Source organism: Reyranella sp. (assembly GCF_965279465.1).
Classification (GTDB): domain Bacteria; phylum Pseudomonadota; class Alphaproteobacteria; order Reyranellales; family Reyranellaceae; genus Reyranella.
Genome location: NZ_OZ257242.1, coordinates 5,533,300 through 5,559,306, shown reverse-complemented (window position 1 = coordinate 5,559,306; position 26,007 = coordinate 5,533,300). Strand labels below are relative to the sequence as shown.

25 protein-coding genes and 1 tRNA gene are annotated in these 26,007 nt (G+C 66.0%); 20 read left to right on the top strand and 6 right to left on the bottom strand.

Features of this window, described 5'->3' with window-relative positions:
• Positions 1-69: 69 nt before the first annotated feature.
• Together bcp and ACQY8M_RS27175 are read right to left on the bottom strand one after the other, a co-directional pair.
• Positions 70-534, bottom strand: coding sequence for a thioredoxin-dependent thiol peroxidase (gene bcp / locus ACQY8M_RS27180; protein ID WP_428662341.1), 465 nt, complete (start codon positions 532-534; stop codon positions 70-72).
• Positions 531-3,383, bottom strand: coding sequence for a bifunctional [glutamine synthetase] adenylyltransferase/[glutamine synthetase]-adenylyl-L-tyrosine phosphorylase (locus tag ACQY8M_RS27175; RefSeq protein WP_428662338.1), 2,853 nt, complete (start codon positions 3,381-3,383; stop codon positions 531-533). The genes bcp and ACQY8M_RS27175 overlap by 4 nt, the downstream gene beginning before the upstream one ends.
• A 187-nt stretch (positions 3,384-3,570) precedes the next feature.
• Here ACQY8M_RS27175 and ACQY8M_RS27170 point away from each other — a divergent pair, with 187 nt between their 5' ends.
• Entirely contained in the window at positions 3,571-6,681 is a 3,111-nt protein-coding gene (locus ACQY8M_RS27170) for a DUF3971 domain-containing protein (RefSeq protein WP_428662335.1), read from the top strand.
• 70 nt (positions 6,682-6,751) lie between these two features.
• Here ACQY8M_RS27170 and tyrS read toward each other — a convergent pair whose 3' ends face one another.
• A complete protein-coding gene (gene tyrS / locus ACQY8M_RS27165) occupies positions 6,752-8,005 on the bottom strand; it encodes a tyrosine--tRNA ligase (RefSeq protein WP_428662332.1) in 1,254 nt (417 codons plus the stop codon).
• 53 nt (positions 8,006-8,058) lie between these two features.
• Between tyrS and ACQY8M_RS27160 the strand changes: the two genes are divergently transcribed.
• On the top strand, positions 8,059-9,144 hold the full coding sequence (locus tag ACQY8M_RS27160; protein ID WP_428662329.1) for an anhydro-N-acetylmuramic acid kinase: 1,086 nt from the start codon (positions 8,059-8,061) through the stop codon (positions 9,142-9,144).
• A 60-nt stretch (positions 9,145-9,204) separates the two neighbouring features.
• Positions 9,205-10,029 carry an alpha/beta fold hydrolase gene (locus ACQY8M_RS27155; protein ID WP_428662326.1) on the top strand — a complete coding sequence of 275 codons (825 nt, stop codon included), beginning with the start codon at positions 9,205-9,207 and terminating at the stop codon, positions 10,027-10,029.
• Between the two features lie 45 nt (positions 10,030-10,074).
• Here ACQY8M_RS27155 and ACQY8M_RS27150 read toward each other — a convergent pair whose 3' ends face one another.
• Positions 10,075-10,749 carry an alpha/beta hydrolase gene (locus ACQY8M_RS27150; protein WP_428662324.1) on the bottom strand — a complete coding sequence of 225 codons (675 nt, stop codon included), beginning with the start codon at positions 10,747-10,749 and terminating at the stop codon, positions 10,075-10,077.
• Between the two features lie 216 nt (positions 10,750-10,965).
• On the opposite strand from ACQY8M_RS27150, the gene ACQY8M_RS27145 reads away from it, so the two are divergent.
• From ACQY8M_RS27145 to mnmA, 12 genes are all read left to right on the top strand, one after another.
• Entirely contained in the window at positions 10,966-11,439 is a 474-nt protein-coding gene (locus tag ACQY8M_RS27145) for an Rrf2 family transcriptional regulator (RefSeq protein ID WP_428662321.1), read from the top strand.
• A 13-nt stretch (positions 11,440-11,452) separates the two neighbouring features.
• A complete protein-coding gene (locus ACQY8M_RS27140; protein ID WP_428662318.1) occupies positions 11,453-12,568 on the top strand; it encodes a cysteine desulfurase family protein in 1,116 nt (371 codons plus the stop codon).
• An 18-nt stretch (positions 12,569-12,586) separates the two neighbouring features.
• On the top strand, positions 12,587-13,825 hold the full coding sequence (locus tag ACQY8M_RS27135; RefSeq protein ID WP_428662316.1) for an IscS subfamily cysteine desulfurase: 1,239 nt from the start codon (positions 12,587-12,589) through the stop codon (positions 13,823-13,825).
• A gap of 25 nt (positions 13,826-13,850) precedes the next feature.
• A complete protein-coding gene (gene iscU, locus ACQY8M_RS27130; RefSeq protein ID WP_428662313.1) occupies positions 13,851-14,261 on the top strand; it encodes a Fe-S cluster assembly scaffold IscU in 411 nt (136 codons plus the stop codon).
• Positions 14,262-14,268: 7 nt separating this feature from the next.
• A complete protein-coding gene (locus ACQY8M_RS27125; RefSeq protein ID WP_428662310.1) occupies positions 14,269-14,673 on the top strand; it encodes a HesB/IscA family protein in 405 nt (134 codons plus the stop codon).
• A 12-nt stretch (positions 14,674-14,685) separates the two neighbouring features.
• Entirely contained in the window at positions 14,686-15,195 is a 510-nt protein-coding gene (gene hscB / locus ACQY8M_RS27120; protein ID WP_428662307.1) for a Fe-S protein assembly co-chaperone HscB, read from the top strand.
• A complete protein-coding gene (hscA, locus tag ACQY8M_RS27115; protein ID WP_428662304.1) occupies positions 15,192-17,087 on the top strand; it encodes a Fe-S protein assembly chaperone HscA in 1,896 nt (631 codons plus the stop codon). Before hscB ends, hscA begins: the two co-directional genes overlap by 4 nt.
• A gap of 155 nt (positions 17,088-17,242) precedes the next feature.
• Positions 17,243-17,578 carry a ferredoxin family 2Fe-2S iron-sulfur cluster binding protein gene (locus ACQY8M_RS27110; RefSeq protein WP_428662301.1) on the top strand — a complete coding sequence of 112 codons (336 nt, stop codon included), beginning with the start codon at positions 17,243-17,245 and terminating at the stop codon, positions 17,576-17,578.
• A 9-nt stretch (positions 17,579-17,587) separates the two neighbouring features.
• On the top strand, positions 17,588-17,794 hold the full coding sequence (gene iscX / locus ACQY8M_RS27105; RefSeq protein ID WP_428662298.1) for a Fe-S cluster assembly protein IscX: 207 nt from the start codon (positions 17,588-17,590) through the stop codon (positions 17,792-17,794).
• A 56-nt stretch (positions 17,795-17,850) separates the two neighbouring features.
• Positions 17,851-18,729: a hypothetical protein gene (locus ACQY8M_RS27100; RefSeq protein ID WP_428662295.1), complete on the top strand. Its 879-nt coding sequence runs from the start codon at positions 17,851-17,853 to the stop codon at positions 18,727-18,729.
• A 44-nt stretch (positions 18,730-18,773) separates the two neighbouring features.
• Positions 18,774-19,280: a hypothetical protein gene (locus tag ACQY8M_RS27095; protein ID WP_428662292.1), complete on the top strand. Its 507-nt coding sequence runs from the start codon at positions 18,774-18,776 to the stop codon at positions 19,278-19,280.
• Positions 19,281-19,392: 112 nt separating this feature from the next.
• The gene (mnmA, locus tag ACQY8M_RS27090) at positions 19,393-20,625 is read left to right on the top strand and encodes a tRNA 2-thiouridine(34) synthase MnmA (protein WP_428662289.1); all 1,233 of its coding nucleotides are present in this window, start codon (positions 19,393-19,395) and stop codon (positions 20,623-20,625) included.
• Here the strand turns inward: mnmA and ACQY8M_RS27085 are convergent.
• Positions 20,538-20,816 (bottom strand): hypothetical protein, encoded by a 279-nt coding sequence (locus ACQY8M_RS27085; protein ID WP_428662286.1) that lies wholly within the window; start codon positions 20,814-20,816, stop codon positions 20,538-20,540. The two genes, mnmA and ACQY8M_RS27085, sit on opposite strands and share 88 nt — an antisense overlap.
• 1,313 nt (positions 20,817-22,129) lie before the next feature.
• Here ACQY8M_RS27085 and ACQY8M_RS27080 point away from each other — a divergent pair.
• Positions 22,130-22,897, top strand: a complete 768-nt coding sequence (locus ACQY8M_RS27080; RefSeq protein ID WP_428662283.1) for a Crp/Fnr family transcriptional regulator — start codon at positions 22,130-22,132, stop codon at positions 22,895-22,897.
• A gap of 693 nt (positions 22,898-23,590) precedes the next feature.
• Here the strand turns inward: ACQY8M_RS27080 and ACQY8M_RS27075 are convergent.
• The gene (locus ACQY8M_RS27075) at positions 23,591-23,731 is read right to left on the bottom strand and encodes a hypothetical protein (protein ID WP_428662280.1); all 141 of its coding nucleotides are present in this window, start codon (positions 23,729-23,731) and stop codon (positions 23,591-23,593) included.
• Positions 23,732-23,780: 49 nt separating this feature from the next.
• Here ACQY8M_RS27075 and ACQY8M_RS27070 point away from each other — a divergent pair, with 49 nt between their 5' ends.
• The 4 genes from ACQY8M_RS27070 to ACQY8M_RS27055 all read left to right on the top strand — a co-directional run bounded on the left by ACQY8M_RS27070 (position 23,781) and on the right by ACQY8M_RS27055 (position 25,882).
• Positions 23,781-24,773 carry an isopenicillin N synthase family dioxygenase gene (locus tag ACQY8M_RS27070; protein ID WP_428662277.1) on the top strand — a complete coding sequence of 331 codons (993 nt, stop codon included), beginning with the start codon at positions 23,781-23,783 and terminating at the stop codon, positions 24,771-24,773.
• Positions 24,774-24,900: 127 nt separating this feature from the next.
• Positions 24,901-25,371 (top strand): hypothetical protein, encoded by a 471-nt coding sequence (locus ACQY8M_RS27065; protein ID WP_428662274.1) that lies wholly within the window; start codon positions 24,901-24,903, stop codon positions 25,369-25,371.
• 50 nt (positions 25,372-25,421) lie between these two features.
• Positions 25,422-25,498, top strand: a tRNA-Met gene (locus ACQY8M_RS27060).
• A gap of 123 nt (positions 25,499-25,621) precedes the next feature.
• Positions 25,622-25,882 (top strand): hypothetical protein, encoded by a 261-nt coding sequence (locus tag ACQY8M_RS27055; protein ID WP_428662271.1) that lies wholly within the window; start codon positions 25,622-25,624, stop codon positions 25,880-25,882.
• Positions 25,883-26,007 lie beyond the last annotated feature (125 nt).

Genomic DNA, 26,007 nt, shown 5'->3' with positions numbered 1-26,007 from the left:
CAGCTCGCTCTGCGGCGCGAGACTGCCCCGAAGGCTTTTCAGGCATTCCCGAGCGGGGAAAAGGAGAGGTCAGAACGCCTTCAAGGCCTCCTGCACCTCGTCGACATGGCCCTTGACCTTGACCTTGCGCCAGATTCTGCGGACCACGCCGTCCTTGTCGATCAGGAAGGTCGCGCGGTCGATGCCCATGTATTTGCGGCCGTACAGGCTTTTCTCGATCCAGGTGCCGTATTTCTCGCAGACCTTGCCGTCCTCGTCGGACACCAGCGGGAAGTTGAGCTGGTACTTGGCCTTGAACTTGTCGTGGCGCGCGACGCTATCCTTGCTGACACCGATCACCTGCGCCTTCAGCTTCTTGAAGGCCGCAGCCCCGTCGCGGAAGCCGCAGGCCTCGGTGGTGCAGCCCGGCGTATCGTCCTTGGGATAGAAATAGAGCACCACCGGCGCGCCGCGCAGCTCGGAGAGCTTGAGCTTGCCGCCGCCGTCGGTCGCGGCACTGAAATCCGGGGCTTTCTTGCCTTCCTCGACACTCATGTCCCGCTCCTTGATGTCCAGCCGGCCGCGCGCGCCGGCGTCTCCACGATCCGTTCATATATAGCACGCGCGGATTTTGCCTCAGCCTCGATCCGCGCCCGCAGCGCCGCGAGATCCGGCACATCCTGGGTCTGGGCGATCAGCCGTTGCTGGCCCTCGGGCGCCTTCGTCTCGTCGAACGAGGCCTCGTCGCCGTTCAAGGTGAGCCGCAGCAGGCTTTGGACATCGGACATCAGCAGCCGCGCAGCGCACAGGCGTTCGGCATCGGTGCTGTCGAGCAGGCCGGCGTCGGCGGCGCGGCGCAGGACCTCGGCCGGATGCGGGTCGAGGATGTCCGGCCGCGCCGCGGCGTGACGCAGTGCGAGGTACTGGGCGACGAAGTCGATGTCGAACAGGCCGCCGGGCAGGTGCTTGAAGTCCCACGGGCTCTTGGGTGGCGCGTGGCGGGCGATGCGGTCGCGCATGTCGGCGACGTCGCGCAGCAGTGCCTCCGGGTCGCGTGGCCGGCAGAGCGTGCCGAGGATGATCCCGCGCAGCCGCTCGACGAGCTCTTGCGGGCCGTGGATCACCCGCGCCCGGGTCAACGCCATGTGTTCCCACGTCCAGGCCGATTGCGCGTGATAGCTCTCGAAGCCGTCGAGCGAATTGGCCAGTGGACCGGCACGGCCGGAGGGACGCAGCCGCATGTCGACCTCGTAGAGTGCGCCCTCGTTGGTCAAGGCGGTGAGGGCGGTCACGATCTTGGCGCTGAGCCGCGTATAATACTGAATCGGGCCCAGCGGCTGCGGCCCGTCCGAGGCGTTGAGATCCGGCGGGATGTCGTAGACGAAGATCAGGTCGAGGTCTGACGTGGCCGACATTTCGCGGCTGCCGAGCTTGCCCAACCCGAGCACCGCGAAGCGTTGGCCGCGAAACATGCCGTGGGCCTGGGCAAAGCGCTTCTCGACCCTGTCGCACAGCGCCGAAATCGTCGCTTGTGCCACGTCGGAGTAAGCGAGGCCGGCCTCGGCCGGCCGCACGATGCGCTTGAGCTGCTGCACGCCGACCTGGAAGCGGCGGTCGTTGGTCCAGCGCCGCGCGGCGTCGAGGATGTCCTGCTCGTCGTCGACCTGGGCCAGAGTCCTGGTCAGATCGGCCGTCATGTCCGCCGCGGGCGGCAGGCGGTCATAGAAGGCCGGCGACAGGACCGAATCGAGCAAAACCGTGCGACGCGCGAGCTGGGCGGCGAGCCCCGGGGCACTGCCCATGATAGTGGCGACCAGCTCCAGCAGCGCGGGGTTCGACTTGAACAGCGAGAAGAGCTGCACACCGGCGGGCAGGTTGCCGAGGAACTGATCGAAGTTCAGCAGCGCCTGGTCGGGTGAGGCCGTCTCGCCCAGGGCCTTGAGCAGCGCCGGCATCAGCTCGGTCAGCAGTTCGCGCGCGCGGGCGGAGGTCGTGGAGCGGAAGCGCCCATGATGCCAGCGGCGCACGATGCCGGCGGCGGCGGACGCGTCCTTGAAGCCGAGCGCGCGCAGGGTTTCCAGCGTGCCGGGATCGTCGTCGGTGCCGGTGAAGACGAGGTTGCCGCCCGGCCCGGCAAGGCTCGGCGCCTCCTCGAACAGCCGCGCATAGTGGCCCTCGACGCAGCGCAGCGTCGCCAGCATCTCGGCCTCGAAGGACGGCCGGTCGGGATAGCCGAGGAAGGTCGCGATTGCGGCCAGGCCGGCCTCGTCCTCGGGCAGGCTGTGGGTCTGGCGGTCGTCGACCATCTGCAGGCGGTGCTCGACCCGGCGCAGGAAGCCGTAGGCCACGATCAGCTCGTCGGCCGCGCGCGGCTCGACATGGCCTGCAGCCGCCAGGGCGCGCAACGTCTCGCAGGTCCCGCGCAGGCGCAGCGCCGGATTGCGGCCGCCGAAGATGAGCTGCTGGGTTTGCGCGAAGAACTCGACCTCGCGTATGCCGCCACGGCCGAGCTTGACGTTGTGGCCCGCCACCTTGACTGTGCCGCCGCCGCGATGGGCGTCGATCTGGCGCTTGATCGAATGGATGTCGTGGATCGCCGCGAAATCGAGATGCCGCCGCCAGATGTAGGGCCGCAGCGCCGCCAGGAACTCCGCACCGACGGCGAGATTGCCGGCGACGGGATGCGCCTTGATCATCGCAGCGCGCTCCCAGTTTTGGCCGACGCTTTCATAATAGAGTTCCGCCGCCTGCGCCGACATGGCCAGCGGTGTTGACCCGGGATCGGGCCGCAGCCGCAGGTCGGTGCGGAAGATGTAGCCGTCGACCGAGGCCTCCGACATGAGTTGCACCAGCAGGCGTGAGGCGCGTACGAAATGGCGCGGGATCTGCTCGTTGCCCGCCAGCGCCGGCGCCTCGCGGTCGTAGAGCAGGATCAGGTCGATGTCGCTCGAGTAGTTGAGCTCACCGGCGCCGAGCTTGCCCATGCCCAGCACAGTGAAGCCGGCCGCCTGGGGATCGCCGCCCAACGCCAATTGGCCGTCGCGCTCGAGCTGCAGCAGGATCGCGTCGGTGATGGCGTCGAGGCAGGTGCCGGCGAAGCGGCTCAGCGTGCCGGTGACCCGGTCGAGTGGCCAGGCGTCGGCGATGTCGGCCACCGCCACGGTAAGGGCGACACTGCGCTTCAGGCGTCGCAGGCGCGCCGCGACCGCGTCGGGTGCCGCCCCGGACCCGGCGTCCGCGCGGACGGAGGCAAGGTCGCGTTCGAGCATCACGAGCGCGGCGTCTGGGCCGCCACGCCATAGATCGGTCAAGAAATCCGGGTTCTGTAGCGCCGTCTCGGTGAGGTAAGGGCTGTTACCGAACAAAGCGTCGAGCAATGCTTGGAAAGTGGCATCGTCGGGCACTGCCGCCTTCTCGCGCCAGCGAGTCCACGCCACGGCCAGGCGTGCAGAATCGTGCGGACGGGGCAGGTGAGTGGTCGAAAGCCAAGACATGAGGAGTGACGGCCGTTAGATTGGGCAGCGCGGCCGCCATCGGTCAACGCGGAAGTATCAGACTTTGGTCAAAAGGACGTTTCGGATTTGCGCACGCATGGTGACCGGCGTCGCCGTCGTCGCGGCGGTGCTGACGACGGCGTGCGCCCTTCGTCTGATGGCGGGTCCGGTCGATCTCGACTTCCTGAAGCCCCGTTTCCTCACTGAATTCGACACGTCCGACGGGCCCGTGCGGGTCGATGCCGATCGGCTATTTGCCGAATGGGGCGGCCTCCGGGAGCCGATGCGGGTCGTCTTTGTCGGCCTGCATGTGACGAATGCCAAGAAGGAGGAGATCGCGACGGCGCCCAGGGTCTCGCTCTCCTTCGAGCCGCGCAGTGTCATGCGCGGCCAACTTCTTCCCACGGCCATCGTCGTCGATCGTCCGACGCTGGATGCGGAGATCACGCGCGAAGGCGGCATGCTCAAGCGTGTGCTGGCAAAGTCCGATTCGAGCACGCAGGGCGAGTTCGTCGACCTGTTGATCGAGCAGCTGCTCGCCGAGCACAACTACCATTCGCTGCTGGGCCAGCTCGACACGGTCGAGGTGGTGAATGCGCGAGTCTCACTGCGGGACGTCTCGACCGGCCTGATGTGGATCGCGCCGAACGCCCAGGCGCGCCTCCAGCGCGATGATGCCGGCGTCGCCGTCTCGGCCAGCGCCCGCTTCAAGGGCGTGACCGGTGACCCGATCGAAGTCCGGCTTTCCGGCACCTACTCGCGTGATCGCAGCCGCGTCTCGATCGAAGCGGGCATCGATGGATTGAAGCCATCGATGCTTGCTCCGCTGTCGGACGATGTGGCGCTGCTGCGCGGTGTCGATATTGCCCTTTCCGGACGTCTGCGGGTCGAGGCGAGCGGCGAGGGCGAAATCCGTACGATCGCCATGGCGATCACTGCCGGCGCCGGTACCATCACGCTGCCGGGCGTGCTTGCAGCTTCGCACAAGGTCCGGTCGGTCAACGCGCTGGCGCACATCGATGCCGCTTCGCACACCGCACGGATCGATCATATCGACGTCGATCTCGATGGGCCGAAGATCTCGATGACCGGCACCGGCCTGCGCTCCGAGCAGGGCCAGGCATTCACCGGCCGGGCCGAGATCAAGCAGATCCCCGTCGACAGGATCGGCGACTACTGGCCGCTCGCGTTCGCCCCGGGCGGGCGCGACTGGGCGCTGGCCAACGTGAGCGGCGGCACGGTCGATGTCGCGGGCGAGTTCGGCCTTAGCATACCGGGCAACGACCTCTCCCGGCTTTCGGTCGACCGCACGGTTGCCTTCCTCGATTACCGTGGCATGAACGTCCACTACATGCCGCAGATGCCCGAATTGAAGAACTTGTCGGGCAAGGCGCAATTCGAGGGCGGCATTCTGCGCTTCGACATCGCCGGGGCGACGGCCGCCGGCCTGGGTGTGGCGGGCGCCACCGTCGAGCTAACGGGTCTCGACGGCCCGAACCAGCACGCGGCGATGCGGATTCCGATCACGGGATCGGCGCCGGCAGTCATCGCGCTGCTCGCCCGGCCCAAGCTCGGCCTGTCGCGTGATGCGCTCTATGACCCCAAGCGGTTGGGGGGCGACGTCGCCATCGATCTCACTCTCGCATTCCCGTTGTTGAATACCCTGGCCGTCGCCGACATCGACATCAAGGCGGAGGCGGCCCTGTCGGCCTTTTCGCTCAAGGGCGCGATCGGCGCCGTCGACCTGACCGATGCCGTGGGCAAGCTGGTCTATGCCAACTCGCAGCTCAGCGTCACGGGCGTGGGCAAGTTCGACGGCAATGCGGTGGACATCGCCTGGCGCGAGCAGTTCGCGCCGCGTGCGCCCTATCGCCAGCGCTACGAGCTGAAGGGCACGATCCCTGCAGCGCTGATCGCCAAGGCGGGATTTCCCTCGCCGGAGCCCTATATCTCCGGCGCAATCGGGGTGACGAGCCTCGTCTACCAGACCGCCGCCAACGGGACGAGCGATCTGCAGGGCCGCTTCGACCTCAAGGGCGCCAAGGTCGCGCTGGCACCGCTGGGCTGGACCAAGGAAGCCGGCACCGAGGGCCAGCTCACGCTCGCGTTGAAGTTCGGCGCCGGCGCCAAGCTCGCGACGGCGGATATCGAAGGTCGTGGCAACGGCCTCTCTGCCAAGGGACAGGTGCGGGTCGGTCCGGACAGCAGCATCCAGCAGATTTCGATCAGCCAGTTCACGCTCGGCCGTACGGATATGGCCGCCGACTGGCGGCGGATCGCCGGCGGCGGCGTGGAGGTTGCCCTGCGGGGTCGCTCGCTCGAACTGGCGCGTGTGCTCCAGTTGCTGAAGGCACGCGACGATATCGCCAAGACGACGCCGGGCGGCGCCGCGGCGACGGCGCGCGAGAATACACGCCTCACCCTGCAGCTCGACCGCGTCGTCCTGGCCGAGGGCAGCCTGGGAGCCTTGAACGGGCGCCTGGATCTCTCCGGCGAACGAATGGCTGCAGCCGACCTCACCATTGGCGCCGGCAAGGGGGGCATTCTCCGGATCGCGCCCGCCGGCTCGGGACGTACTCTCAATGTCAATGTCACCGACTTCGGCGCCCTGCTGAAGGAGACCGGCTGGCTCGACGGGATGGTCGGCGGCTCCCTCGACTTCCGCGGCCGGTTCGACGATACGTTCGCGACGATCCCGCTGACCGGCAAGCTGAAGATCGGACCCTATCGCCTGGAGAAGGTGGCGCCGAGGGCCGAAGTCGGCACGCTCAATTCCGCCATCGACGGGCTCAATCGCGCCGGCAACGCGCTGCAGCAGTTCGACGGTCTCGAAGCATCGGTGACCAAGATCGGCGATCGCATCGAGCTCAAGGACGGCCATACCTCCGGCAGCTCGATCGGGCTGACGACCGCCGGCATCATCGATCTCGCGAAGGACGAGGCGCATCTGCGCGGCATCGTCGTGCCGGGCTTTGCCCTCAACAACCTGCTGTCGAACGTGCCGCTGCTCGGCCCGCTCCTGACCGGCGGCAAGAACGGCGGAGTATTCGCGATCTCCTATCGCCTCGACGGGCCGCTCGACGCCCTCAAGACCGACATCAACATGATGGCCGCCATGACTCCGGGCGCGCTGCGCGAGCTCTTCCGCGAGGACATCGGCAGCAGCATGCCCTTGAACCCAGAGACCCCGAGCAACCGCGCGCCCTGAGCGCCATGGTCATGCTCTTCCGAACCGCGAGCGAGATGCTCGCCGTTCGCAAGATTATGAGCGCCAAGCCTTACGCGGCGCGGACGAGGACGTGGCGCTTGCGGCCAGCGGACAGTTTCAGCGTGCCGTCCGGGCCGAGGTCGCTGTCCTTGATGGCGGCGGTGTCCGACGCGATCGGCTTGTCGTTCAATCGGCCGCCGCCGCCCTTGATCAGCTTGCGCGCCTCGGTGCGGCTCTCGGCGAGGCCGGCCTGGTGGAACAGCTCGAACGCGGCTACGCCGACAGCGAGCTGCGCGCGCGGCACCGCGACGGTCGGCAGCGTGTCGGCCTTGCCGCCTTCCTCGAAGGTGCGGCGCGCGGTCTCGACCGCCTGCAGCGCTGCGGCGTCGCCATGGGCAAGTTTGGTCACCTCGGTCGCCAGGATCTTCTTGGCGTCGTTGATCTCCTGGCCCTGAAGCGCCTCGAGGCGGGCGATCTCAGGCAGCGGAAGCTCCGTGAAGATCTTCAGGAAGCGGCCGACATCGGCATCCTCGGTATTTCGCCAGTATTGCCAGAAATCGTACGGGCTCAGCCGCTCGGGATTGAGCCAGACTGCTCCGGCAGCGGTCTTGCCCATCTTGGCGCCCGAGGCGGTCGCGAGCAGGGGCGAGGTCAGCGCGAACAGCTCGGCGTTGACCATGCGGCGGCCGAGATCGGCGCCCATGATGATGTTGCCCCACTGGTCCGAGCCGCCCATCTGCAGGATGCAGTTGTGGCGCTTGAAGAGTTCCACGTAGTCGTAGGACTGCAGGATCATGTAGTTGAATTCGAGGAAGCTGAGCGGCTGGTCGCGATCGAGCCGCAGCTTCACCGAGTCCATCGTCAGCATGCGGTTGACCGAGAAGTGCCGGCCGACGTCGCGCAACAGCGGGATGTAGAGCAACGTGTCGAGCCACTCGGCATTGTTGGCCATCACCGCATCGGTCGGGCCGCTGCCGAAGGTCAGGTAGTTCGAGAAGCTCAGCCTGATCTTCGCCATGTTGGCGTCGATCTGCGAGGGGGTGAGGAGCTGGCGCGTCTCGTCTCGGCCTGACGGATCACCGACCTTGGTGGTGCCGCCGCCCATCAGGGCGATCGGCTTGTGGCCCGCCTTCTGCCACCAGCGCAGCAGCATGATCTGCAGCAGATGCCCGACATGGAGCGAATCGGCGGTGCAATCGAAGCCGATGTAGCCCGTGCGGATGCCGCTCGACAGCAGCTCGTCGAGGCGCGTTGCATCGCTGCACTGATGCACCATCCCGCGCTCGTGCACGATCCGCATGAAGTCCGACTTGTAGGCCGCCATGTCTCCGCCCGGCGATTGTTCGTAAAGGGCCGGGGGTGTAACACATTCCTGTCATGTCATCATCCTTCCTGCGGACCCTCGGCCTGATGAGCGGCACCTCGGTCGATGGCGTCGACGTCGCCTTCGTCGAGACCGATGGCGAGCGGATAGCTTCCTTCGGCCCGACCCTGACCGTCGCCTATCCGGACGCGGTCCGCCGCATAATCCGTGCGGCTTTCGGGGCCGAGCAGCACAACCAGGCAACCGCCGCAGCCGAGCGCGCCGTAACCGAGGCGCATGTCGCCGCCGCCGCCGAATGGTCGTCGACGCACGGCGTCTCGCTGTCCTCCATCGATGTCGTGGGCTTCCACGGCCAGACCATCACGCACCGGCCGGAGAGGCGCTTCACCTGGCAGATCGGCGACGGCGCGAAGCTCGCGCGATCGCTCGGCGTGCGGGTCGTCAACGATATGCGCAGCGCCGACGTGGCGGCCGGCGGGCAGGGCGCGCCGCTGGTGCCGGTGTTCCATGGCGCTCTCGCGCACGATCTCGCCCGGCCGCTGGCTGTGGTGAATATCGGCGGCGTGGCCAACGTCACTTGGATCGGCGAAGGCAATTCGCTGCTGGCCTTCGATACCGGGCCCGGCAATGGACCGATCGACGACTGGTGCGCGCGCCGCGCGGGCCAGCGCTTCGATCGCGACGGCGCGCTGGCGGCGTCGGGCAAGATCGACCGGACCCGCCTCGAGCGCTGGGCCGAACATCGCTATTTCGCACGCAAGCCACCCAAGTCGCTCGACCGCGCCGACTTCAACGATGCCTGGGTCGACGGGCTGTCGGTGGTGGACGGCGCGGCGACGCTGACCCGCGCCACAGCGCGGGCGATCGCGCTTGCCGCCCGGCACTTCCCGGTTCCGGCCAGGCAATGGATCATCACCGGCGGTGGCGCACACAATCCGACCTTGCTTGCTGCCATCGCCGAGGAGACACGCAGCTCGGTGGTGACGGCCTCCGGACTTGGCTGGGACGGCGACGCGCTCGAGGCTCAGGCCTTCGCCTTCCTCGCCGTGCGCTCGCTGCGCGGCCTGCCCTTCACCTATCCCACGACGACCGGCGCGCGCCAGCCGCTGACCGGTGGGCGGCTTCACCTACCTTCGTAGCATTGCGCCGTAACGGAGGCAGTGCATGCTGCCGCGAGTCATCTCGAGAAGGAGTGGATCGTGCCGATATTCAAGACCCGGGAAGGCGTCGAGATTTTCTACAAGGACTGGGGTGCGGGCCAGCCCATCGTATTCAGTCACGGCTGGCCGCTGTCGGCCGACGATTGGGATGCGCAGATGATGTTCTTTCTCAATCACGGCTTCCGCGTGATCGCGCATGACCGGCGCGGCCATGGCCGTTCGAGCCAGGTCGACGGCGGCCACGACATGGACCACTACGCCGGGGACCTCGCGGAACTGACCGAGCATCTCGATCTCAAGGAGGCGGTGCATGTCGGACATTCCACCGGCGGCGGCGAGGTTGTGCACTACATCGCCCGACATGGCGAAAGCCGGGTTGCGAAGGCCGCGATCATCAGTGCGGTGCCTCCGCTCATGGTGAAGACTGCAGCCAATCCCGGCGGCCTGCCCAAGGAGGTGTTCGACGGCCTGCAGGCACAGCTCGCCGCCGGCCGCTCGCAATTCTACTATGACTTGCCGGCAGGTCCTTTCTACGGCTTCAATCGCCCCGGCGCGAAAGTCTCGCAGGCGCTGATCTGGAACTGGTGGCGGCAGGGCATGATGGGCGGCGCCAAGGCGCACTACGACGGCATCGTCGCCTTTTCTCAGACCGACTTCACCGAGGACCTGAAGAAGATCACGGTGCCCGTGCTGGTGATGCACGGCGACGACGACCAGATCGTGCCCTATGCCGATTCGGCGCCGCTGTCGGCGAAGCTGCTGAAGAACGGTACGCTGAAGACCTACAAGGGCTTTCCGCACGGCATGCCGACGACCGAGGCCGCGACCATCAACGCCGACCTGCTGGCTTTCATCAAGGGGTAGAAGCCTCAGAGGAGCGCGCCACTCCAGTGGCGCGCTCCAATGACTCTAAGGTTCCTTGTTGCTCGTCGCGCGGCCGGGCGGAGTGATCAGGCACTTCTGCACGTACTTGTCGACATCGACCGCGAGCTGGTTGAGCGAGTCGTGGAAGAAGTGGTTGGCGCCCTTGATGGTGCGCGATTCGACCGTGATGCCCTTCTGCAGCGACAGCCGCGCCACCAGCTTCTGGATGTCGGCCAGCGGCACGACCTCGTCCTTCTCCGCGCCGACGATCAGGCCGGAAGAGGGGCAGGGGGCGAGGAATCCGAAGTCGTAGGAGTTGGCTGGCGGCGCCACGGAGATGAAGCAATCGATCTCCGGCCGGCGCATCAGCAGCTGCATGCCGATCCAGGCGCCGAACGAATAACCCGCAATCCAGCACGACTTGGCATCAGCGTTCATCGCTTGCAGCCAGTCGAGCGCCGCGGCAGCGTCGGACAGTTCGCCCATGCCGTTGTCGAATCGACCCTGGCTGCGGCCCACGCCACGGGTGTTGAAGCGCAGCACCGAGAAGCCACGGCTCACGAACACATGGAACAAGGAGAAGACGACCTTGTGGTTCATCGTCCCGCCGTACTGCGGGTGCGGATGGAGGATGAGCGCAATCGGCGCGTGTTCTTCTTTGCTCTGGTGATAACGGCCCTCGAGGCGCCCCTCTGGGCCGATGAACATCACGTCAGGCATTGAATCTCCGGTTTCTTCGTCGTTTTTGGCCGCCTCGGACCGCCGGTTTGGGGTCCGACAGTAGCAAATTAGGGCAAGAATCTTGATACTTGACCGGTCTACTCGGGTTTATTAAACCTGAGCCAACAAGTTGGTCTTTCCCAGATCCCTGTCCGGGGGGCTGGAATATCGTAGCAACGCCTTTGTTTTCAAGAACTTTAGGCGGAGGAGGATGCTGTGAAGCTCAGCACCAAAGGCCGTTATGCCGTCATGGCGATGGTCGATTTGGCCCGCCATGCCCAGGCGAAGCCGGTGTCCCTGTCGGACATCGCGGCCCGCCAGGAGATCTCTTTATCCTATCTGGAGCAGCTTTTTGCCCGCCTGCGCCGCGCCGAGCTGGTGAAAAGCGTGCGCGGTCCGGGCGGCGGTTATCGCCTGGCGCGCGGCTCTGCCGATACGCGGGTTTCGGAAATCATCTTGGCCGTCGACGAGCCAATCAAGGCAACCCGCTGCACCGAGATGGGACAGTCCGGCTGCCGGGCCGACCGCAGCAAGTGTTTGACCCATGATCTGTGGGAAGAGCTCGGCAACCAGATCCACGTCTTCCTGAGCTCGGTCAGCCTGCACGACGTGCTGGAGCGCAAGCTCGCCCCGCGCATCGTCGAGGCGCCCGCCCCGGCCAATTCCGAATCCATGGCTGCTGCCAGCTAAGTAAGCCAGCCCGATGCCAGCGTTCGCGTATCTCGACCACAACGCCACCAGCCCGATCCGGCCGGCGGTGCTCGATGCCATGGTCGAGGCTTTGCGCGCGGGAGGTAACCCGTCGTCGGTGCACTCTGCCGGCCGGGCGGCGCGGACCCGTATCGACGTTGCGCGCCGGCAGGTGGCCATGCTGGTGGGGGCGCCGCCATCCGAGATCATCTTCACATCGGGGGGTACCGAGGCCAACAATGCGGCCTTGGCTGGTACCGGTCGGAGGCGGGTGCTGGTCTCGGCCGTCGAGCACGAGAGCGTGCTGAAGGCCGTGCCCCAGGCCGACATCATTCCGGTCGATCGCAACGGTGTTGTCGATCTCGCTGCCCTCGAGCGGATGCTGGCGGGCTCGCCGCCCACGCTGGTGTCGGTGATGTTCGCCAACAACGAGACGGGGGTGATTCAACCGGTTGCCGAGGTCGTGCGCCTCGCGCACGCCGCGGGCGCGCTGGTCCATTGCGATGCCGTCCAGGCCGCGGGGAAGGCGCCCGTCGACTTCCGTGGGCTCGGCGTCGACTACCTCAGCCTGTCCGCGCACAAGCTCGGCGGTCCGACCGGCGTCGGGGCCCTGGTGGTGCGTGCCGGGGCGCCTTTCACTTCCGACCGCAAGGGCGGGGGACAAGAATCCAATCGTCGTGCCGGCACCGAGAACGTTGCTGGCATCGTCGGTTTTGGTGCAGCGGCGAAGGCCTCGCAGGACGGCCTGGACACGGTCGCGCTGCGCGGCCGGCTCGAAGCAGGGCTGCGGGCGATCGCGCCTTTGGCGACGATCCACGGCGCGGCCGTGCCGCGGCTGGTCAACACGACGTGCATCTCCATGCCGGGCGTGAGGGCCGAGACCCAGGTCATGGCGCTCGACCTGGCGGGGGTCTGCGTCAGCGCGGGCGCCGCCTGCTCCTCGGGCAAGGTCACCCGGTCGGCGGTGCTGGCGGCCATGGGCGTCGAACCTGCCGAATCGGAGACTGCGATCAGGATAAGTTGCGGCTGGAACACGGTTTCCGAGGACATTGATTGCTTGATCGCCGCGTGGAAGGGCCTATATATCCGAGTAACGCACTCGGATTTGTCCCAAGCCCGCGCGGCCTAGGAATTTCAAGGGGTTAGCATGAACGCGTTTTCCCAGATGCGGCGCAACGACCAGCCGATCTACCTCGATTACCAGGCCACCACGCCGATGGACCCGCGCGTCCTCGAAGCTATGATGCCCTACTTTACCTACAAATTCGGCAATCCCCATTCGCGCAGCCATTCCTACGGCTGGGAGGCGGAAGAGGGCGTCGAGAAGGCACGCGGGCAACTCGCCAAGCTGATCGGTGCGGACGAGAAAGAAGTCATCTTCACGTCGGGCGCCACCGAGTCGAACAATCTCGCCATTCGCGGTGTGGCCGAGTTCTACAAGGACCGCAAGAACCACATCGTCACCACCGTGACGGAGCACAAGTGCGTGCTCGATACCTGCCGCCATCTCGAGCAGAACGGCTTCGAGGTTACCTACCTGCCGGTGCAGAAGAACGGCCTGATCGATCTTCAGGTGCTGCGCGAGGCCATCACCGACAAGACGGTGGTCGTGTCCATCATGGCCGTGAACAACGAGATCGGCGTGATCCAGCCGCTGGCCGAGATCGGCAGGATCTGCCGCGAGAAGAAGGTCTTCTTCCACACCGACGCGGCGCAGGCCGCCGGCAAGATCCCGCTCGACGTCGAGGCGATGAACATCGACATGATGAGCATCTCTGGCCACAAGATCTACGGCCCCAAGGGAATCGGCGCGCTCTACGTCCGCCGCAAGCCGCGGGTCCGTCTCGTCCCGTTGATCGTCGGCGGCGGCCAGGAGCGCGGCTTCCGTTCGGGCACCCTGCCGACGCCGCTCTGCGTCGGGCTGGGCGAGGCCGCCGAGATCTGCATGAAGGAGATGGACGGCGAGGCCAAGCGGCTCAAGAAGCTGCAGGAGCGCATGCTGAAGGGCCTGCACGCCAAGCTGCCGGAGATCTACGTCAACGGCGACCTCGAGCACCGCATCCCGGGCAATCTCAACATCAGCTTCGCCCATGTCGAGGGCGAGTCGCTGATGATGGGCATCAAGGGGCTGTCGGTGTCGTCGGGTTCGGCCTGCACCTCGGCCTCGCTCGAGCCCAGCTACGTGCTGCGCGCGCTCGGCGTCGAGGAGGAGATGGCGCACACCTCGCTGCGCATCGGGCTCGGCCGCTTCACGACCGAGCAGGAAGTCGATACCGCGGTGGCCGACCTGGTGCATCACGTGACCAAGCTGCGCGAGATGAGCCCGCTCTGGGAAATGTCCCAGGAGGGCATCGACATCAAATCCATCGAGTGGGCCGCCCACTAGCAACCAGAAATTCGAGGAGAGTGTCATGGCCTATAGCGAAAAGCTGATCGATCACTACGAGAACCCGCGCAATATCGGGTCGCTCGACAAGAATTCCGAGGACGTTGGCACCGGCCTGGTCGGCGCGCCGGCTTGCGGCGACGTCATGAAGCTGCAGATCAAGGTGAGCCCCGAGGGGCTGATCGAGGACGCCAAGTTCAAGACCTTCGGCTGCGGCTCGGCGATCGCCTCCAGCTCGCTCGTCACCGAGTGGGTCAAGGGCAAGACGATCGACGAGGCCGAGACGATCAAGAACACTGACATCGCCAAGCACCTGGCGTTGCCGCCGGTGAAGATTCACTGCTCGGTCCTGGCCGAGGACGCGATCAAGGCGGCGATTGCCGACTATCGCGCCAAGACGGCCAAGAAGGACGAGACCCAGGACGCCGCGGAGTAACAGCGTAATGAGCACGCCTGTCATGAGCACAGCGGGGACCACCGATGCCCCCAAGCCGGCCGCGCGGCCGCGTCGGCCGCGCCCGCAGCTGATGTCGGTCACGCCGGCCGCCGCCGAGCGCGCCAAGGCGCTGCTCGACAGCCGCGGCAAGCCGACTGCCGGCATCCGCATCGGTGTGCGCACCAAGGGCTGCTCGGGCTTGAGCTACACCCTCGAATTCGCCGACAAGCAGGAGCCGATGGACGAGGTCGTCGAGACCGCCGGCATCAAGCTGCTGATCGACCCGAAGGCCTCGCTGTTCCTGATCGGCACGGAGATGGACTACGAGGAGGAGAAGCTGAAGTCGGGATTCGTGTTCAAGAATCCGAACGAGAAGGGCCGCTGCGGCTGCGGCGAATCCTTTCACGTCTGAAGCCGGGGCGTCATGGACCATTTCGCGCGGCTGGGGCTGCCGGCGGCGCTCGATCTGGACGCCGGCGCGCTCGACAAGGCCTACTTCGCCCAGCAGCGGCTCTGGCATCCCGACCGCTTCGTTGCCAAGCCTCCGGAGGAACGCGCGAAGGCCTCGGCCGCGGCGGCGGCCCTGAACGATGCCTATCGCACGCTGAAGGATCCGCTGGCGCGCGCGGTCTATCTGGCAGAGCTGAAGGGCGTCGAGATGCCGGCCGATGGCAAGACTATCGACGATCCGGAACTGCTGATGGAAGCCATGGAAACGCGCGAGGAACTTCATGAGGCGAGCACCATCCCCGCGATCGAGGGACTGGCCGCGAAGTCACGCGACGAGATGAACGCCACGCTGGCCCGGCTGCGCGGTTTGTTCTTGGCAGGCGACAAGCCGGCCATCAGAAAGGCGCTCCTTCGCCTGCGCTACCTCGACAAGTTTGCCGAAGAAGCGCGGGCGCGCCGCACCAATTTGGAACGCAAGGCATGAGCCTGCTGGAAATCCACGAGCCGGGCGAGACGCCGCTGCCGCATGCGGACGAGGGGAGTCTGGCGGTCGGCATCGATCTCGGCACGACCAACTCCGTCGTCGCCATCGCGCGCGAGGGCAGGCCCGCGGCGCTGCACGACGAGGCCGGCAGGGCGCTGGTGCCGTCGGTCGTCGCCTATCCCGCCGCGGGCGGTGTGCTGGTGGGGGACGAGGCGCGCCTGCTGATGGCCGAGGAGCCGAGGAACGTTGTCGCCTCGGTGAAGCGCCTGATGGGCCGTGGCGCGACCGACCTCCACGCCGTGGCCGGCGTGCTGCCCTACGAGATCGAGCCCGGCACCGGCCAGACCGACATGGTGAAGCTGCGCATCGGCGGCAAGGCGCGCTCGCCGGTCGAGATCTCCGCCGAGATTCTGAAGGCCCTGCGCTCGCGCGCCGAAGCCGCGCTGGAAAAGCCGGTCGAGCGGGCCGTCATCACCGTGCCGGCCTACTTCGACGATGCCGCCCGGACCGCGACCCGCGATGCTGCCCGCGTCGCCGGCCTCGAGGTGTTGCGGCTGGTCAACGAGCCAACCGCGGCAGCACTCGCCTACGGCCTCGATAAGGGCTCGGAAGGCCTCTACGCAGTCTACGATCTCGGCGGCGGCACGTTCGATTTCTCCCTGTTGCGGCTCGAGAAAGGCGTGTTCCAGGTTCTCGCAACCGGCGGCGACACCGCCCTGGGCGGCGACGATTTCGACCGCGCCATCGCCGAGCGCATGCTGGCCGAGCGCAAGACTGATGGTCTGGCCGATACTGTGGACGAGGGCGCGGTGAAGAATGCGCTCGCACTTGCGCGGCACATGAAGGAGCAGCTTTCCGACCGCGACCAGACGTCGGGCCGGCTGGAGCTGGACGGCGTACCGTCGTTCCACGCCCTGACGCGTGCCAAATTCGACGCGATGATCGCGCCCTACATCGAGCGCACGCTCGGCATCGCGCGCAACGTCCTGGCCGATGCCGGCATGTCCGCCGGCGAGATCCAGGGCGTGGTGCTGGTCGGCGGCTCGACCCGCGTGCCGCTGGCACGCAGCGCGGTCGCCGGGATGCTGGGCAAGCCGCCGCTTACCGACATCGATCCCGACGAAGTGGTGGCGCTCGGCGCCGCGTTGCAGGCCGAGGCGCTGACCGGCGGGTCGGACACGCTGCTGCTCGACGTGACGCCGCTGTCTCTCGGGCTGGAGACGATGGGCGGCCTGGTCGAGAAGATCGTGCCGCGCAACACGCCGATCCCCGTCCAGCTCGCGCAGGAATTCACCACCTACCAGGACGGCCAGAGCGCGATGGTGATCCATGTCGTGCAGGGCGAGCGCGAGATGGTCGACGATTGCCGCAGCCTGGCACGCTTCGAGCTGTCGGGCATCCCGCCGATGACCGCCGGTGCCGCACGCATCTGCGTCACCTTCGCCGTCGATGCCGACGGGCTGCTGACGGTGTCGGCGGAGGAGCGCACGACGGGTGTCGCGCAGCGGATCGAGGTCAAGCCTTCCTACGGCCTCAGCCACGACGACATGGCCGACATGCTCTACGACAGCCTCGACTATGCCGAGGAGGACATGGCGCGCCGCCTTCTGGCCGAGGCGCGGGTCGAGGCGAAACGCAATATGCTGGCGCTCGACGCGGCGCTCGCCAAGGACGGCGCGCTGCTGTCTGCGGAGGAACGCGAGCCCCTCGACGCGGCGCGGGCACGGCTGGGGACGGCCGTCGACGGCGACGATCGAGACGAGATCAATGCCGCGGCCGAAGCGCTCGAGGACCTTTCGAAGCCCTTTGCCGAGCGGCGCATGGACCGCGGGATCCGCGAGGCGCTGTCGGGCATGGCGGTGAACGACCTGCAGAGCCGGGTTGGAGAATGACCGTCGTCCCGAGCGAAGCCGCCCGAAGGGCGGCGCAGTCGAGGGACCTGTTCATGTCGGCGCTAGGAACATGAGCAGGTCCCTCCACTCCGCTTCGCTAATGCGCGAAGGCTACTTCGCGCGAGTCGGGACGACGGATTTATGAGGTTTGGTAGATGCCGAAGATGACGTTCATCCTGAGGGATGGCTCGCGCAAGGAGGTCGATGCGCCGCTCGGCCTTTCCGTGCTCGAGATCGCCCATCGCAATCACGTCGATATCGAGGGCGCCTGCGAAGGCTCGCTTGCCTGCTCGACCTGCCATGTCGTGGTCGAGGGCCCCTGGTTCGACAAGCTCTCTCCGGCCAGCGAGGACGAGGAGGACATGCTCGACCTCGCCTTCGGCCTGACCCACACCTCGCGGCTCGGCTGCCAGATCCGCATGACCAAGGAACTGGACGGGCTGGTGGTGAAGCTGCCGGCGGCCACCCGCAACATGATGGTCGACAAGTAGGAGACCTCGATGGCCCGCAAGCTGCGCTGGACCGACGTGCACGACATTGCCATCGAGCTCGAGGAGGCTCATCCTGAAGCCGATAACGTCAACCTGCGCTTCACCGACCTGCATCGCTGGGTAATGGCGCTGTCGGATTTCGAAGACGATCCGGGGCGTTCCAACGAAAAGATCCTCGAAGCGATTCAGGCTGCCTGGATCGAAGAAAGAGGGTAGGCGCCTCAATTCGGTCAAGAATCGACTCGTACAGGAGTTGTGACCGGGAGGGTTTTATGAGGGGCGAGTCAATTCGGAGGTTCCTGCTGCCGGCGCTGCTGGCCGTGGGGCTTGGCGCCTGTGCGAGCAATGCCGTGCAGCCGGGAATCGTGAGCACGTCGGGCAGCAGCGTCGCAAGCGCGCCGCCCTACGGCAATGCGCAGACCTATGGAAACCAAAGTTACAGAAATCAGGCTTACGGAAACCAGGGCTACGGGAACGCCCAGAGCTACGCCAGTGCCCAGCCGGGCGAAACTGGCCGGGTGGTCTCGATCAATGACGTCAGCCTGCGCGGCGGTGGCGGAGGGGGTAGCGGCCCGGGCAACGGCACGATGATCGGCGGCCTGTTGGGCGGCCTGGGCGGTATCGCGATCGGCGCTTCGAGCGGCCGCGGCGTCGGCGGCGGCTTGATCGGCGGCGTACTGGGCGCCGTGGGCGGTGCGATTGCCGGCACCATCATCCAGAACCACACCAATGTAGGCGGCGGCGGGCGCGGCATCGAGGTCACCGTCCAGAAGGACGACGGCCAGACCGTCACGGTGGCACAGCGCGACGATGGCGATGTTCAGCTCGGCGACCGCGTGCAGGTCGTCCAGGGCCGCGGCGGTGTCGCCAAGGTGGTGCGGGACAACTCGCGCCAGCCCGACTACCAGTCCGCCCCGGCCCCGCAGGACTACCGCCAGTCACCCGGCACCTACGATCCGCCGCCGCAGGATTACCGCACGACCCGCACCACCTACGATCCGCCATCGCAGGACTATCGCCAGACGCAGTACGCACCACCGGTGAGCAGCACGCGGACCCCGACCCCGTACCAGCGGGGCAGCAGCCAGGACTACCGGCAGGGCAGCTATCCTCAGCCGGCCGACGATCCGCGCTACGGCAATCTCGACTAGCCTGCTACGTTCCTCCTGTTCGTGATTCAAGGAGGATGAATTCGATGTTCGGCAAATGGCTTTTCGCTCTGTTGGCGCCCCTGATGCTGGCGACCACGTTGAGTGCCTGCAACGAGCAGGGCGTGCAGCCGGGCGTTGTGCAGACGTCGGCCGGTGAGGGTTTCCGGGGTGAGGCGGGGCGCGTCGTCTCGATCCGCGAGGTTGCGGTTCGCAGCAGCCAGCAGGGTGTCAGTGACGGTACGTTGGTTGGTGGCGGGGTCGGAGCGGCGGGCGGTGCGATCGCCGGCGCCGCGATCGGCGGCAATGCGGGCAGCGCGGTCCTTGGCGGCGTGCTCGGCGCCGTGGGCGGCGCGATCGCGGGCACCGCCATTGACCGCAGCTCTACCCGCCAGGGCATCGAGGTGACGGTGCAGAAAGATGACGGTACGTCAGTCGTTATTGCACAGCGCGATGACGGCAGCATCCAGATGGGAGACCGGGTCATCATCGTCTACGACCGCAATGGCGTGGCTCGCGTGGTCCGCGAGACCGGCCGCCGCCGCGACTACTGATCTTCTGCCGGGAGCGCCACTCCAGTGGCGTGTCTTCTCGCGATCTTCCGGCCCAGATGACCGTGACGCACCACTGGAGTGGCGCGCCCCCGGCGCCTATATAGCCGCCGTCATGACCCGTAACTCCCTCGATCTGGACAAGGCGCCCGGCGACACCCGCGTGGTGGTCGCCATGTCTGGCGGCGTCGATTCGTCGGTCACCGCTGCGCTGCTGAAGGAGCAGGGCTACGACGTCGTGGGCGTCACCCTGCAGCTTTACGACCACGGCGTCGCGGTCGGGAAGAGCGGCGCCTGCTGCGCCGGCCAGGACATCCAGGACGCCCGCCAGGTCGCTGCGCGGCTCGGCATCCCGCACTACGTGCTGGACTACGAGAACCGCTTCCGCAGCGAGGTGATGGACTCCTTCGCGGACGCCTACCTGCGCGGCGAGACGCCGGTGCCCTGCATCGCCTGCAATCGCACGGTGAAGTTCCGCGACCTGCTCAGAACCGCGCGCGAGCTGGGCGCCGAGGCGCTGGCGACGGGCCACTATGTCCGCCGCGTGCGGGGCGAGGCGGGGCCCGAGCTGCATCGCGGCGCCGATCCGGCTCGCGACCAGAGCTACTTCCTGTTCGGCACCACGGCCGAGCAGCTCGACTTCCTGCGCTTCCCGCTCGGCGGGCTGTCCAAGAGCGAGACGCGTGCGCTGGCCGAGCGCTTCGACCTGCCAGTCGCGGCAAAGCCTGACAGCCAGGATATCTGCTTCGTGCCCAACGGCGACTACGCGAGCGTCGTGCAGAAGCTGCGTCCCGAGGCGAACGATCCCGGCGAGATCGTCGACATGGCCGGCCGTGCAGTGGGCCGCCACGACGGCATCGTGCGCTTCACCGTCGGCCAGCGCCGCGGGCTGGCACTCGGCGAGCGCAGCGGCACGGCCAACGACCCGCTCTATGTCGTCAGGCTCGAGCCCGAGGCGCGCCGCGTCGTCGTCGGCCCGAGGAGCGCGCTCGGCCGAAGCGAGATCGCGCTTTACGGCATCAACTGGCTCGGCCCGGATTTCGACGGCGCGCTGCCGGTGCAGGTGAGGGTGCGCTCCTCGCAGGCTCTTCGTCCGGCGGAGGTCCAGCGCGCCGGCGACGAACTCACCGTCCGCTTCGCCGAGCCCGAGGTGGGCGTCTCGCCGGGCCAGGCCTGCGTGATCCACGACCGGGCAACCGGCAGCCGCGTGCTGGGTGGAGGGTTCATCGGCCGATTTGATAATCGGGGCGGAGGGCGCAGTCAGCTGGGAGTCGGCGGCTCATCACATTCCCGCCCAAGCTCTTCCTCGATCTCCAGGAATACGTCGTCGAGCAAGTCGGCGACATAACCGGCCCCCAGGGCGCTGTCGATCGCATCAGGGCTGATGTTATGCTTTTTGGCGAGGCCATCGAGCAACAGCTTGATCGCGCACGTGGCCTCGATCTTGTCGCGCTCTATGGCCTCAAGGGCGGCAAACGGGTCGCGGCGGCTCACTTTGCTCCGCGCATGGCCGGGCGGCGGCCATTGAACAGTCATCATCGACTCCTTACGGACTCAACGGCCGCTGTGGATTCGGCGTTGCGAAACATCGTCTCGGCCCGGAGGACGCGCGATAGCGCACTCGGGGAAAAGCGCGCCCAAAAGAGGTGCCACACAAGGCGGGCACATCGGCCTGTCGGGCTGCCAACGCCGGCCGGGCGCACAATGAAGGTGCGTCGGTGCGGCGGGGAATGTACTCGCAATGACGGAGGTTGCCGGCAACTTGGGCGGTCGAGCAATGCAATGCAGCGATCGGCGGACTACCTTGCGGCGCTGCGCGCGCCTGTCGTTGAACTCAATTGTGTCCATGGTGTGCTCCACGCCGAAGCTGGAGCCCGGCGCTATTCGCGCCCTTGGCTCTCAGCCGCCGGCGCACTGGTGGCCGACCATTCGAAAGTAGACGGGCAGACTTACAACAACCTTGATGAAGTCCGGCGGAAAGACGGCTGAGCGATCAACACACGCACCCTGGCGAGGTCCTCCGTCGCGTCAGAGCACTGTGGCGCGCAGAAACCAGGCTGTCCTATTGCTTCGTCATCGAGATCGGATAAGACCTACCCGATCGGGGCTGCCATGTACCGTCCAGCTTTCCGTTCTTGTGCTGCATTTCAACCGTGGAGCCCGGACCGGTATACGCTGAACTGTGTGCAGGCCTTTGGTCTGTCCACCGCAGCCGTCACCTCCGGCGCGAATAGCCGGGCGGCGTCAAGAATTGCAAAACGCGAACGTCGCCGAATGGTGTCCCCCCCCCCCCGCGAGCGGTCGCTTTCGATAGCGATCCTACCACCCGAAGACGGAGGGGGAGGAAATGCAATTTCGGGCTATGACAGTGCTTTTCGCTGCCTTGCTGCAGTGGGCGCTGCCATGGGGCGGGAGGGGCGCTCGATCGTTGCCTGGCTGCCGCTGCGCCGATTTTCACCGCGCACGGCCGTGGAGGTTAGAGCCTGCCCGGCCCGGGCCACCCTGAACGACGCGCAGGTGCCGGGGCAGTGCGCGCCACTTCGGCCCTAGGGTATTACCCAGAAGGCGAAGGCTACTACCTAGAATGCGATGGCCGGGATCGTTGCTGGAAATGCGATTATCGCCAACAGGTCGAATCCAGATGGGGCCAAATCCATGGCCGCGGTGGTGGTGATGCGCGCAACGAATAGCGGATCAGCGGCCAGCAGATGGGCGTCGTCGGCGCAGCGCCGACGGCGGTGGGAAATGGAGTGCACGTTACCGCACATTTCAGCTTGAAAGGGAGGGTGCGGCCAAGTCGGCGATTGTACGCGGCATATGAACTCGACATACATGCGTGTGGGAAGTGGGAGATGGTTTTGGGCGAAGTATGCAATAGCATGCGGCGGTGGGAGTCGTGTGTCCCTGTAGGTCAACGGCTCAACACTCTGGGCATCACGGGAAGTGTCGACCTCGACGCATTCTGGAACCTGGTGAAGGTTCAGGATGGAATTGACCGCGGGGAAACCATCGTCGGTAGAACCGGCTTGACGAATCACTTCGCGGTGTTGCTTGAAGGCATCGCGTGCTTCTCCACCCAGCATGAGGATGGCGCCCGACAGATCTACGCCTTCCACTATCCGGGCGATTTTCTCGGTCTCCACGGCTTCGTGTTCCCGCGAACGGCGGAGCCCAGCGAAGTGCAGGCATTGACCAGCTGCTCCATCGGCACGATCGATCGCGATGCACTGGAGCAGGCAATGCAGCGTCATCCCGCGCTGGGGCGGGCGCTGTGGCGCGCGGCCCTGACGGAAGTGAGCATCTTTCGGCAGCGTCTGGTCGTCAGCCGGCGCCCCGCCCTCCAGCGAGTGGCTTATCTCCTGTGCGAGCAGCTCGTCCGGCTCGGAGACGACGAAAGAGTCATTCCGCTCACCCAGATAGATGTGGCCGACGCGGCGGGGCTTTCCGTCGTGCACATCAACCGCGTCTTCCAGGAGCTGCGCCAGCTCGGCGTGCTTTCGAAACAGCGGCTCATAGAGGTCGTGAACAAGGACCGTCTGCAGGAGCTCGCCGCCTTCGACCCCGGCTATCTCGATCCGGGCGAGGCGTTGTCTCAATGGGACTTGCGCATTGACGAATAGGCTGGACGACCCGCTACGGCAGGAACTGCTTCAGTCGCAACTATGGCTTTCGCCCTCAACCGATGAAGGCTCCATGAAGGCAATGCTCAGCGTTGCCGCGGCACGAGCGGAATCGAGTATCGCCTCGATGCGAGTGGCGAACAGGCGTGTTGAACGTTGGATCACGGTCGAATCGCTCTTGCGGCAAACTTCCCAGCCGAACGCCTCTGCTTCGTACCGGCAAATCCGCACAGTATGACAAGGCCCCGACCTTTGCTCAGAGTGCATACTGCCCCTAAGAGTTACTTTCAGGCACAAGAATATCACATATTCGTGAGTGTATCGACGGGCAACTTGTCTACCGCGCTACCTCGAGGCGGCAGGGTGATGCCGTTATCGGCTGAGGCTGCCACATCGCAGCAGAAGTTCTGAATGATCCCGAATGGCCAACAAGAGATGAGTTTCGTAGATATTTGAGGCGGAGGCTTTATCAGCCGCGTCGCTCAATAATGAAGTTCGACCATCTCAACCTCCCGTTCAGCGACCTCGACCGGTCGCGCGCGTAGTGGATCTCCTCGCCCGGGCCGCAGAAGAACTTCTGGGGCTATGGCGACGAGCTGGCCGACCTCCCATGGCTATCTCACCCCGCCTGTGGGATGCGCGCTCGATGGCCGAAAGGTAGAGTCTTTTCGCGGGGCTCGTGGCTCAATTCGGCTACACGATCGTCCGGCGGGACGGTAACGCCGCTCTCGCGGTCGATGCGCGGTCGGTGAGCGAGTTTCGCGGCGAGTCGATGCTGTCATGCGCCGCCTGCACCGGCTCCCAGATCGGCAGGAGCTTGGGCCGCCTTGGCATGTCGCTTGCTCCACACCTGTTCAATGCCTGAAGGGAGCTCGCGATGGTCATGGCTGCGGTTCCGGTCATCGATATCTCGCCCCATCGCAGCGGCGATGCAGCCACCCGGCAGGCGCTTGCCGCCGAGGTCGACCGGATCTGCCGCGAGATCGGCTTCATGGTGATCTCCGGGCACGGGATTGATCCTGACCTGATCGCGGCGGTGGAAGACATCAGCCGCACCTTCTTCGATCTGCCGCTCGAGGAGAAGATGCGAATTGTCCGGCCGGCGCCCGACGTGACGCGCGGCTACATGCCGATGAAAGCAGAAGTGCTCGTGCGCAGCCGCGGCGGCAACGCGCCGGGCGACCTGAACGAGAGTTTGATGATCGGCCCGGTCGATGCCGACGGCTCGCCTTACTTTACGACACCCGAAGCCGGCCGGCATTTCGCGACCAACCTCTGGCCGGAGCGGCCGGAAGGGCTGCGGGAGATCTACGAGCGCTACTACCGCGTCATGGACGCGCTTGGGATCGATCTCATGCGCCTCTTCGCTCTGGCGCTCGGCCTGCCCGAAAAATATTTCGACTCGAGCGTCGACCGCTCGATCAGCCGGCTGAGGGTGCGCAACTATCCGGCGCCGGAGGAAACCCCGATTCCGGGCCAGCTCCGCGCCAGCGCGCACAGCGACTACGGCAGCCTCACCATCCTGAAGACCGAGGACCGCCCCGGCGGGCTGCAGGTGCTGGGCAAGGCCGGCGAGTGGCTCGACGTGCCTCATCTCCCCGGCTGCTTCGTGGTCAACATCGGCGACATGCTGGCGCGCTGGACCAACGACCGCTGGGTCTCGACCCTGCACCGGGTCGTCAATCCGCCGGCCGATCGCGTGGCCGCGAGCCGGCGGCAGTCGGTGGTGTTCTTCCAGAACCCCAACTACGACGCGCTGGTGGCCTGCCTGCCGAGCTGCACGGATGCGGCGAACCCGCCGAAATACGCGCCGACGACGTCGGGCGGGCACCTGCGGGAGAAGTTCGTTGCCACCCAGCTGGCCTACGCCGACTGACGATGGCGCCCAAGTGCGTCATCGGGCATGATTCGGCATCGAGAAGGAGACGGACTCCACGAACCCGACGGTTCATCGACGCATTCGGACCAGGGAAGAGCTTGGCATTCCCAGGTGGGGTGCAGCCGTGGAGGGAACCTTCGACGATCCGCCAATCGTCATGTGGCAGGATCGCGTGAAAGTCTCGTTGATGAGCCTCGTGACGGCAGGGCTGGCAGCACTCTTCTACTGGCTATGTCCCGCGAGTGATGCTTCTCTTTTCTGGTCGGTTCTGTTGGGCCTCGTCGCAGCAGTCCTGGGCTGGATCGCCATCGCTCGCAGCGGGCTGATCGCCGCTCCCGAGGGATTAACCTGGAGGACAGGGTTTCGCACATTCAATTACGAATGGAGTGACTTCGAGAGATTCACCGTGGTTTCGGGCAGGAGCAATATGGTCGTCGGGGTGCTTTCTGAAAGATGTAACCGACGTCGCCGATGGTTCTTGCGCTGGATGGACTCAAGGACGTTTGGCGCGGTTTGGGAGCTGCCGCCGCAGAGGATAGTCGACATTCTCAACGAAGCGCTGACGCGCTGGGGCCCGCCGCGGCCAGCGTCATAGAGGGGATTCTTGACAGCCCGGGGGCCATCCCCTTAATACCGCCCACCCATGGCTGGGTAGCTCAGCTGGTTAGAGCACGGCACTCATAATGCCGGGGTCGGCGGTTCAAGTCCGCCCCCAGCTACCAATTTTCAATGACTTGGCCGCCAGATGGTCCCGGACAGGGATCATCCGGTGTGCCGGGTGGGCCAGGCGGTCCTCCCGGCGCGGATTGTGAAGCGTTCGCCCGTGGCGTAGGTTTCGGACCATCATGTCGGCTATTTCAAGCGTTCTTACGACCGTCAATGCGCCGTACAGCAAGAAGCTGGACGCGCAGGCGCTCGCATACTGCTTGACCCATCCAGAGGCTGCCAATGGCGCGCCGGGACAGATGTCAACGTTTTTCGGTGAAGTCAGCCCGGCACTGCAAAAGACTTTTGCCAGGACGTTCGACGTCATCGAGGCGACGTTGATCGCTGCCGCGAAGGCATTCGCCGAATATACCGGCGACGTCTACCCGCTCGCCGCGTGAGCGTGCCCGGCTCGGATTGGGTGCGTCTGTTCCGTATCGCCTGCTCGTTGATCCGACAGGTCAATTCCGAGCACGTGATCATCGATAGCTCGACGGCGCTCGAAGATGCCACAGAGCTGTTGAGA

Bases quoted from the DNA above. Each gene is read 5' to 3' on its own strand.
- bcp (WP_428662341.1), bottom strand. From the start codon at position 534: ATGAGTGTCGAGGAAGGCAAGAAAGCCCCGGATTTCAGTGCCGCGACC.
- ACQY8M_RS27170 (WP_428662335.1), top strand. From the start codon at position 3,571: ATGGTGACCGGCGTCGCCGTCGTCGCGGCGGTGCTGACGACGGCGTGC.
- tyrS (WP_428662332.1), bottom strand. From the start codon at position 8,005: ATGGCGGCCTACAAGTCGGACTTCATGCGGATCGTGCACGAGCGCGGG.
- ACQY8M_RS27160 (WP_428662329.1), top strand. From the start codon at position 8,059: ATGTCATCATCCTTCCTGCGGACCCTCGGCCTGATGAGCGGCACCTCG.
- ACQY8M_RS27150 (WP_428662324.1), bottom strand. From the start codon at position 10,749: ATGCCTGACGTGATGTTCATCGGCCCAGAGGGGCGCCTCGAGGGCCGT.
- ACQY8M_RS27140 (WP_428662318.1), top strand. From the start codon at position 11,453: ATGCCAGCGTTCGCGTATCTCGACCACAACGCCACCAGCCCGATCCGG.
- ACQY8M_RS27135 (WP_428662316.1), top strand. From the start codon at position 12,587: ATGAACGCGTTTTCCCAGATGCGGCGCAACGACCAGCCGATCTACCTC.
- iscU (WP_428662313.1), top strand. From the start codon at position 13,851: ATGGCCTATAGCGAAAAGCTGATCGATCACTACGAGAACCCGCGCAAT.
- ACQY8M_RS27125 (WP_428662310.1), top strand. From the start codon at position 14,269: ATGAGCACGCCTGTCATGAGCACAGCGGGGACCACCGATGCCCCCAAG.
- hscB (WP_428662307.1), top strand. From the start codon at position 14,686: ATGGACCATTTCGCGCGGCTGGGGCTGCCGGCGGCGCTCGATCTGGAC.
- hscA (WP_428662304.1), top strand. From the start codon at position 15,192: ATGAGCCTGCTGGAAATCCACGAGCCGGGCGAGACGCCGCTGCCGCAT.
- ACQY8M_RS27110 (WP_428662301.1), top strand. From the start codon at position 17,243: ATGCCGAAGATGACGTTCATCCTGAGGGATGGCTCGCGCAAGGAGGTC.
- iscX (WP_428662298.1), top strand. From the start codon at position 17,588: ATGGCCCGCAAGCTGCGCTGGACCGACGTGCACGACATTGCCATCGAG.
- ACQY8M_RS27100 (WP_428662295.1), top strand. From the start codon at position 17,851: ATGAGGGGCGAGTCAATTCGGAGGTTCCTGCTGCCGGCGCTGCTGGCC.
- ACQY8M_RS27095 (WP_428662292.1), top strand. From the start codon at position 18,774: ATGTTCGGCAAATGGCTTTTCGCTCTGTTGGCGCCCCTGATGCTGGCG.
- mnmA (WP_428662289.1), top strand. From the start codon at position 19,393: ATGACCCGTAACTCCCTCGATCTGGACAAGGCGCCCGGCGACACCCGC.
- ACQY8M_RS27085 (WP_428662286.1), bottom strand. From the start codon at position 20,816: ATGATGACTGTTCAATGGCCGCCGCCCGGCCATGCGCGGAGCAAAGTG.
- ACQY8M_RS27080 (WP_428662283.1), top strand. From the start codon at position 22,130: ATGGTTTTGGGCGAAGTATGCAATAGCATGCGGCGGTGGGAGTCGTGT.
- ACQY8M_RS27075 (WP_428662280.1), bottom strand. From the start codon at position 23,731: ATGCCAAGGCGGCCCAAGCTCCTGCCGATCTGGGAGCCGGTGCAGGCG.
- ACQY8M_RS27070 (WP_428662277.1), top strand. From the start codon at position 23,781: ATGGCTGCGGTTCCGGTCATCGATATCTCGCCCCATCGCAGCGGCGAT.
- ACQY8M_RS27055 (WP_428662271.1), top strand. From the start codon at position 25,622: ATGTCGGCTATTTCAAGCGTTCTTACGACCGTCAATGCGCCGTACAGC.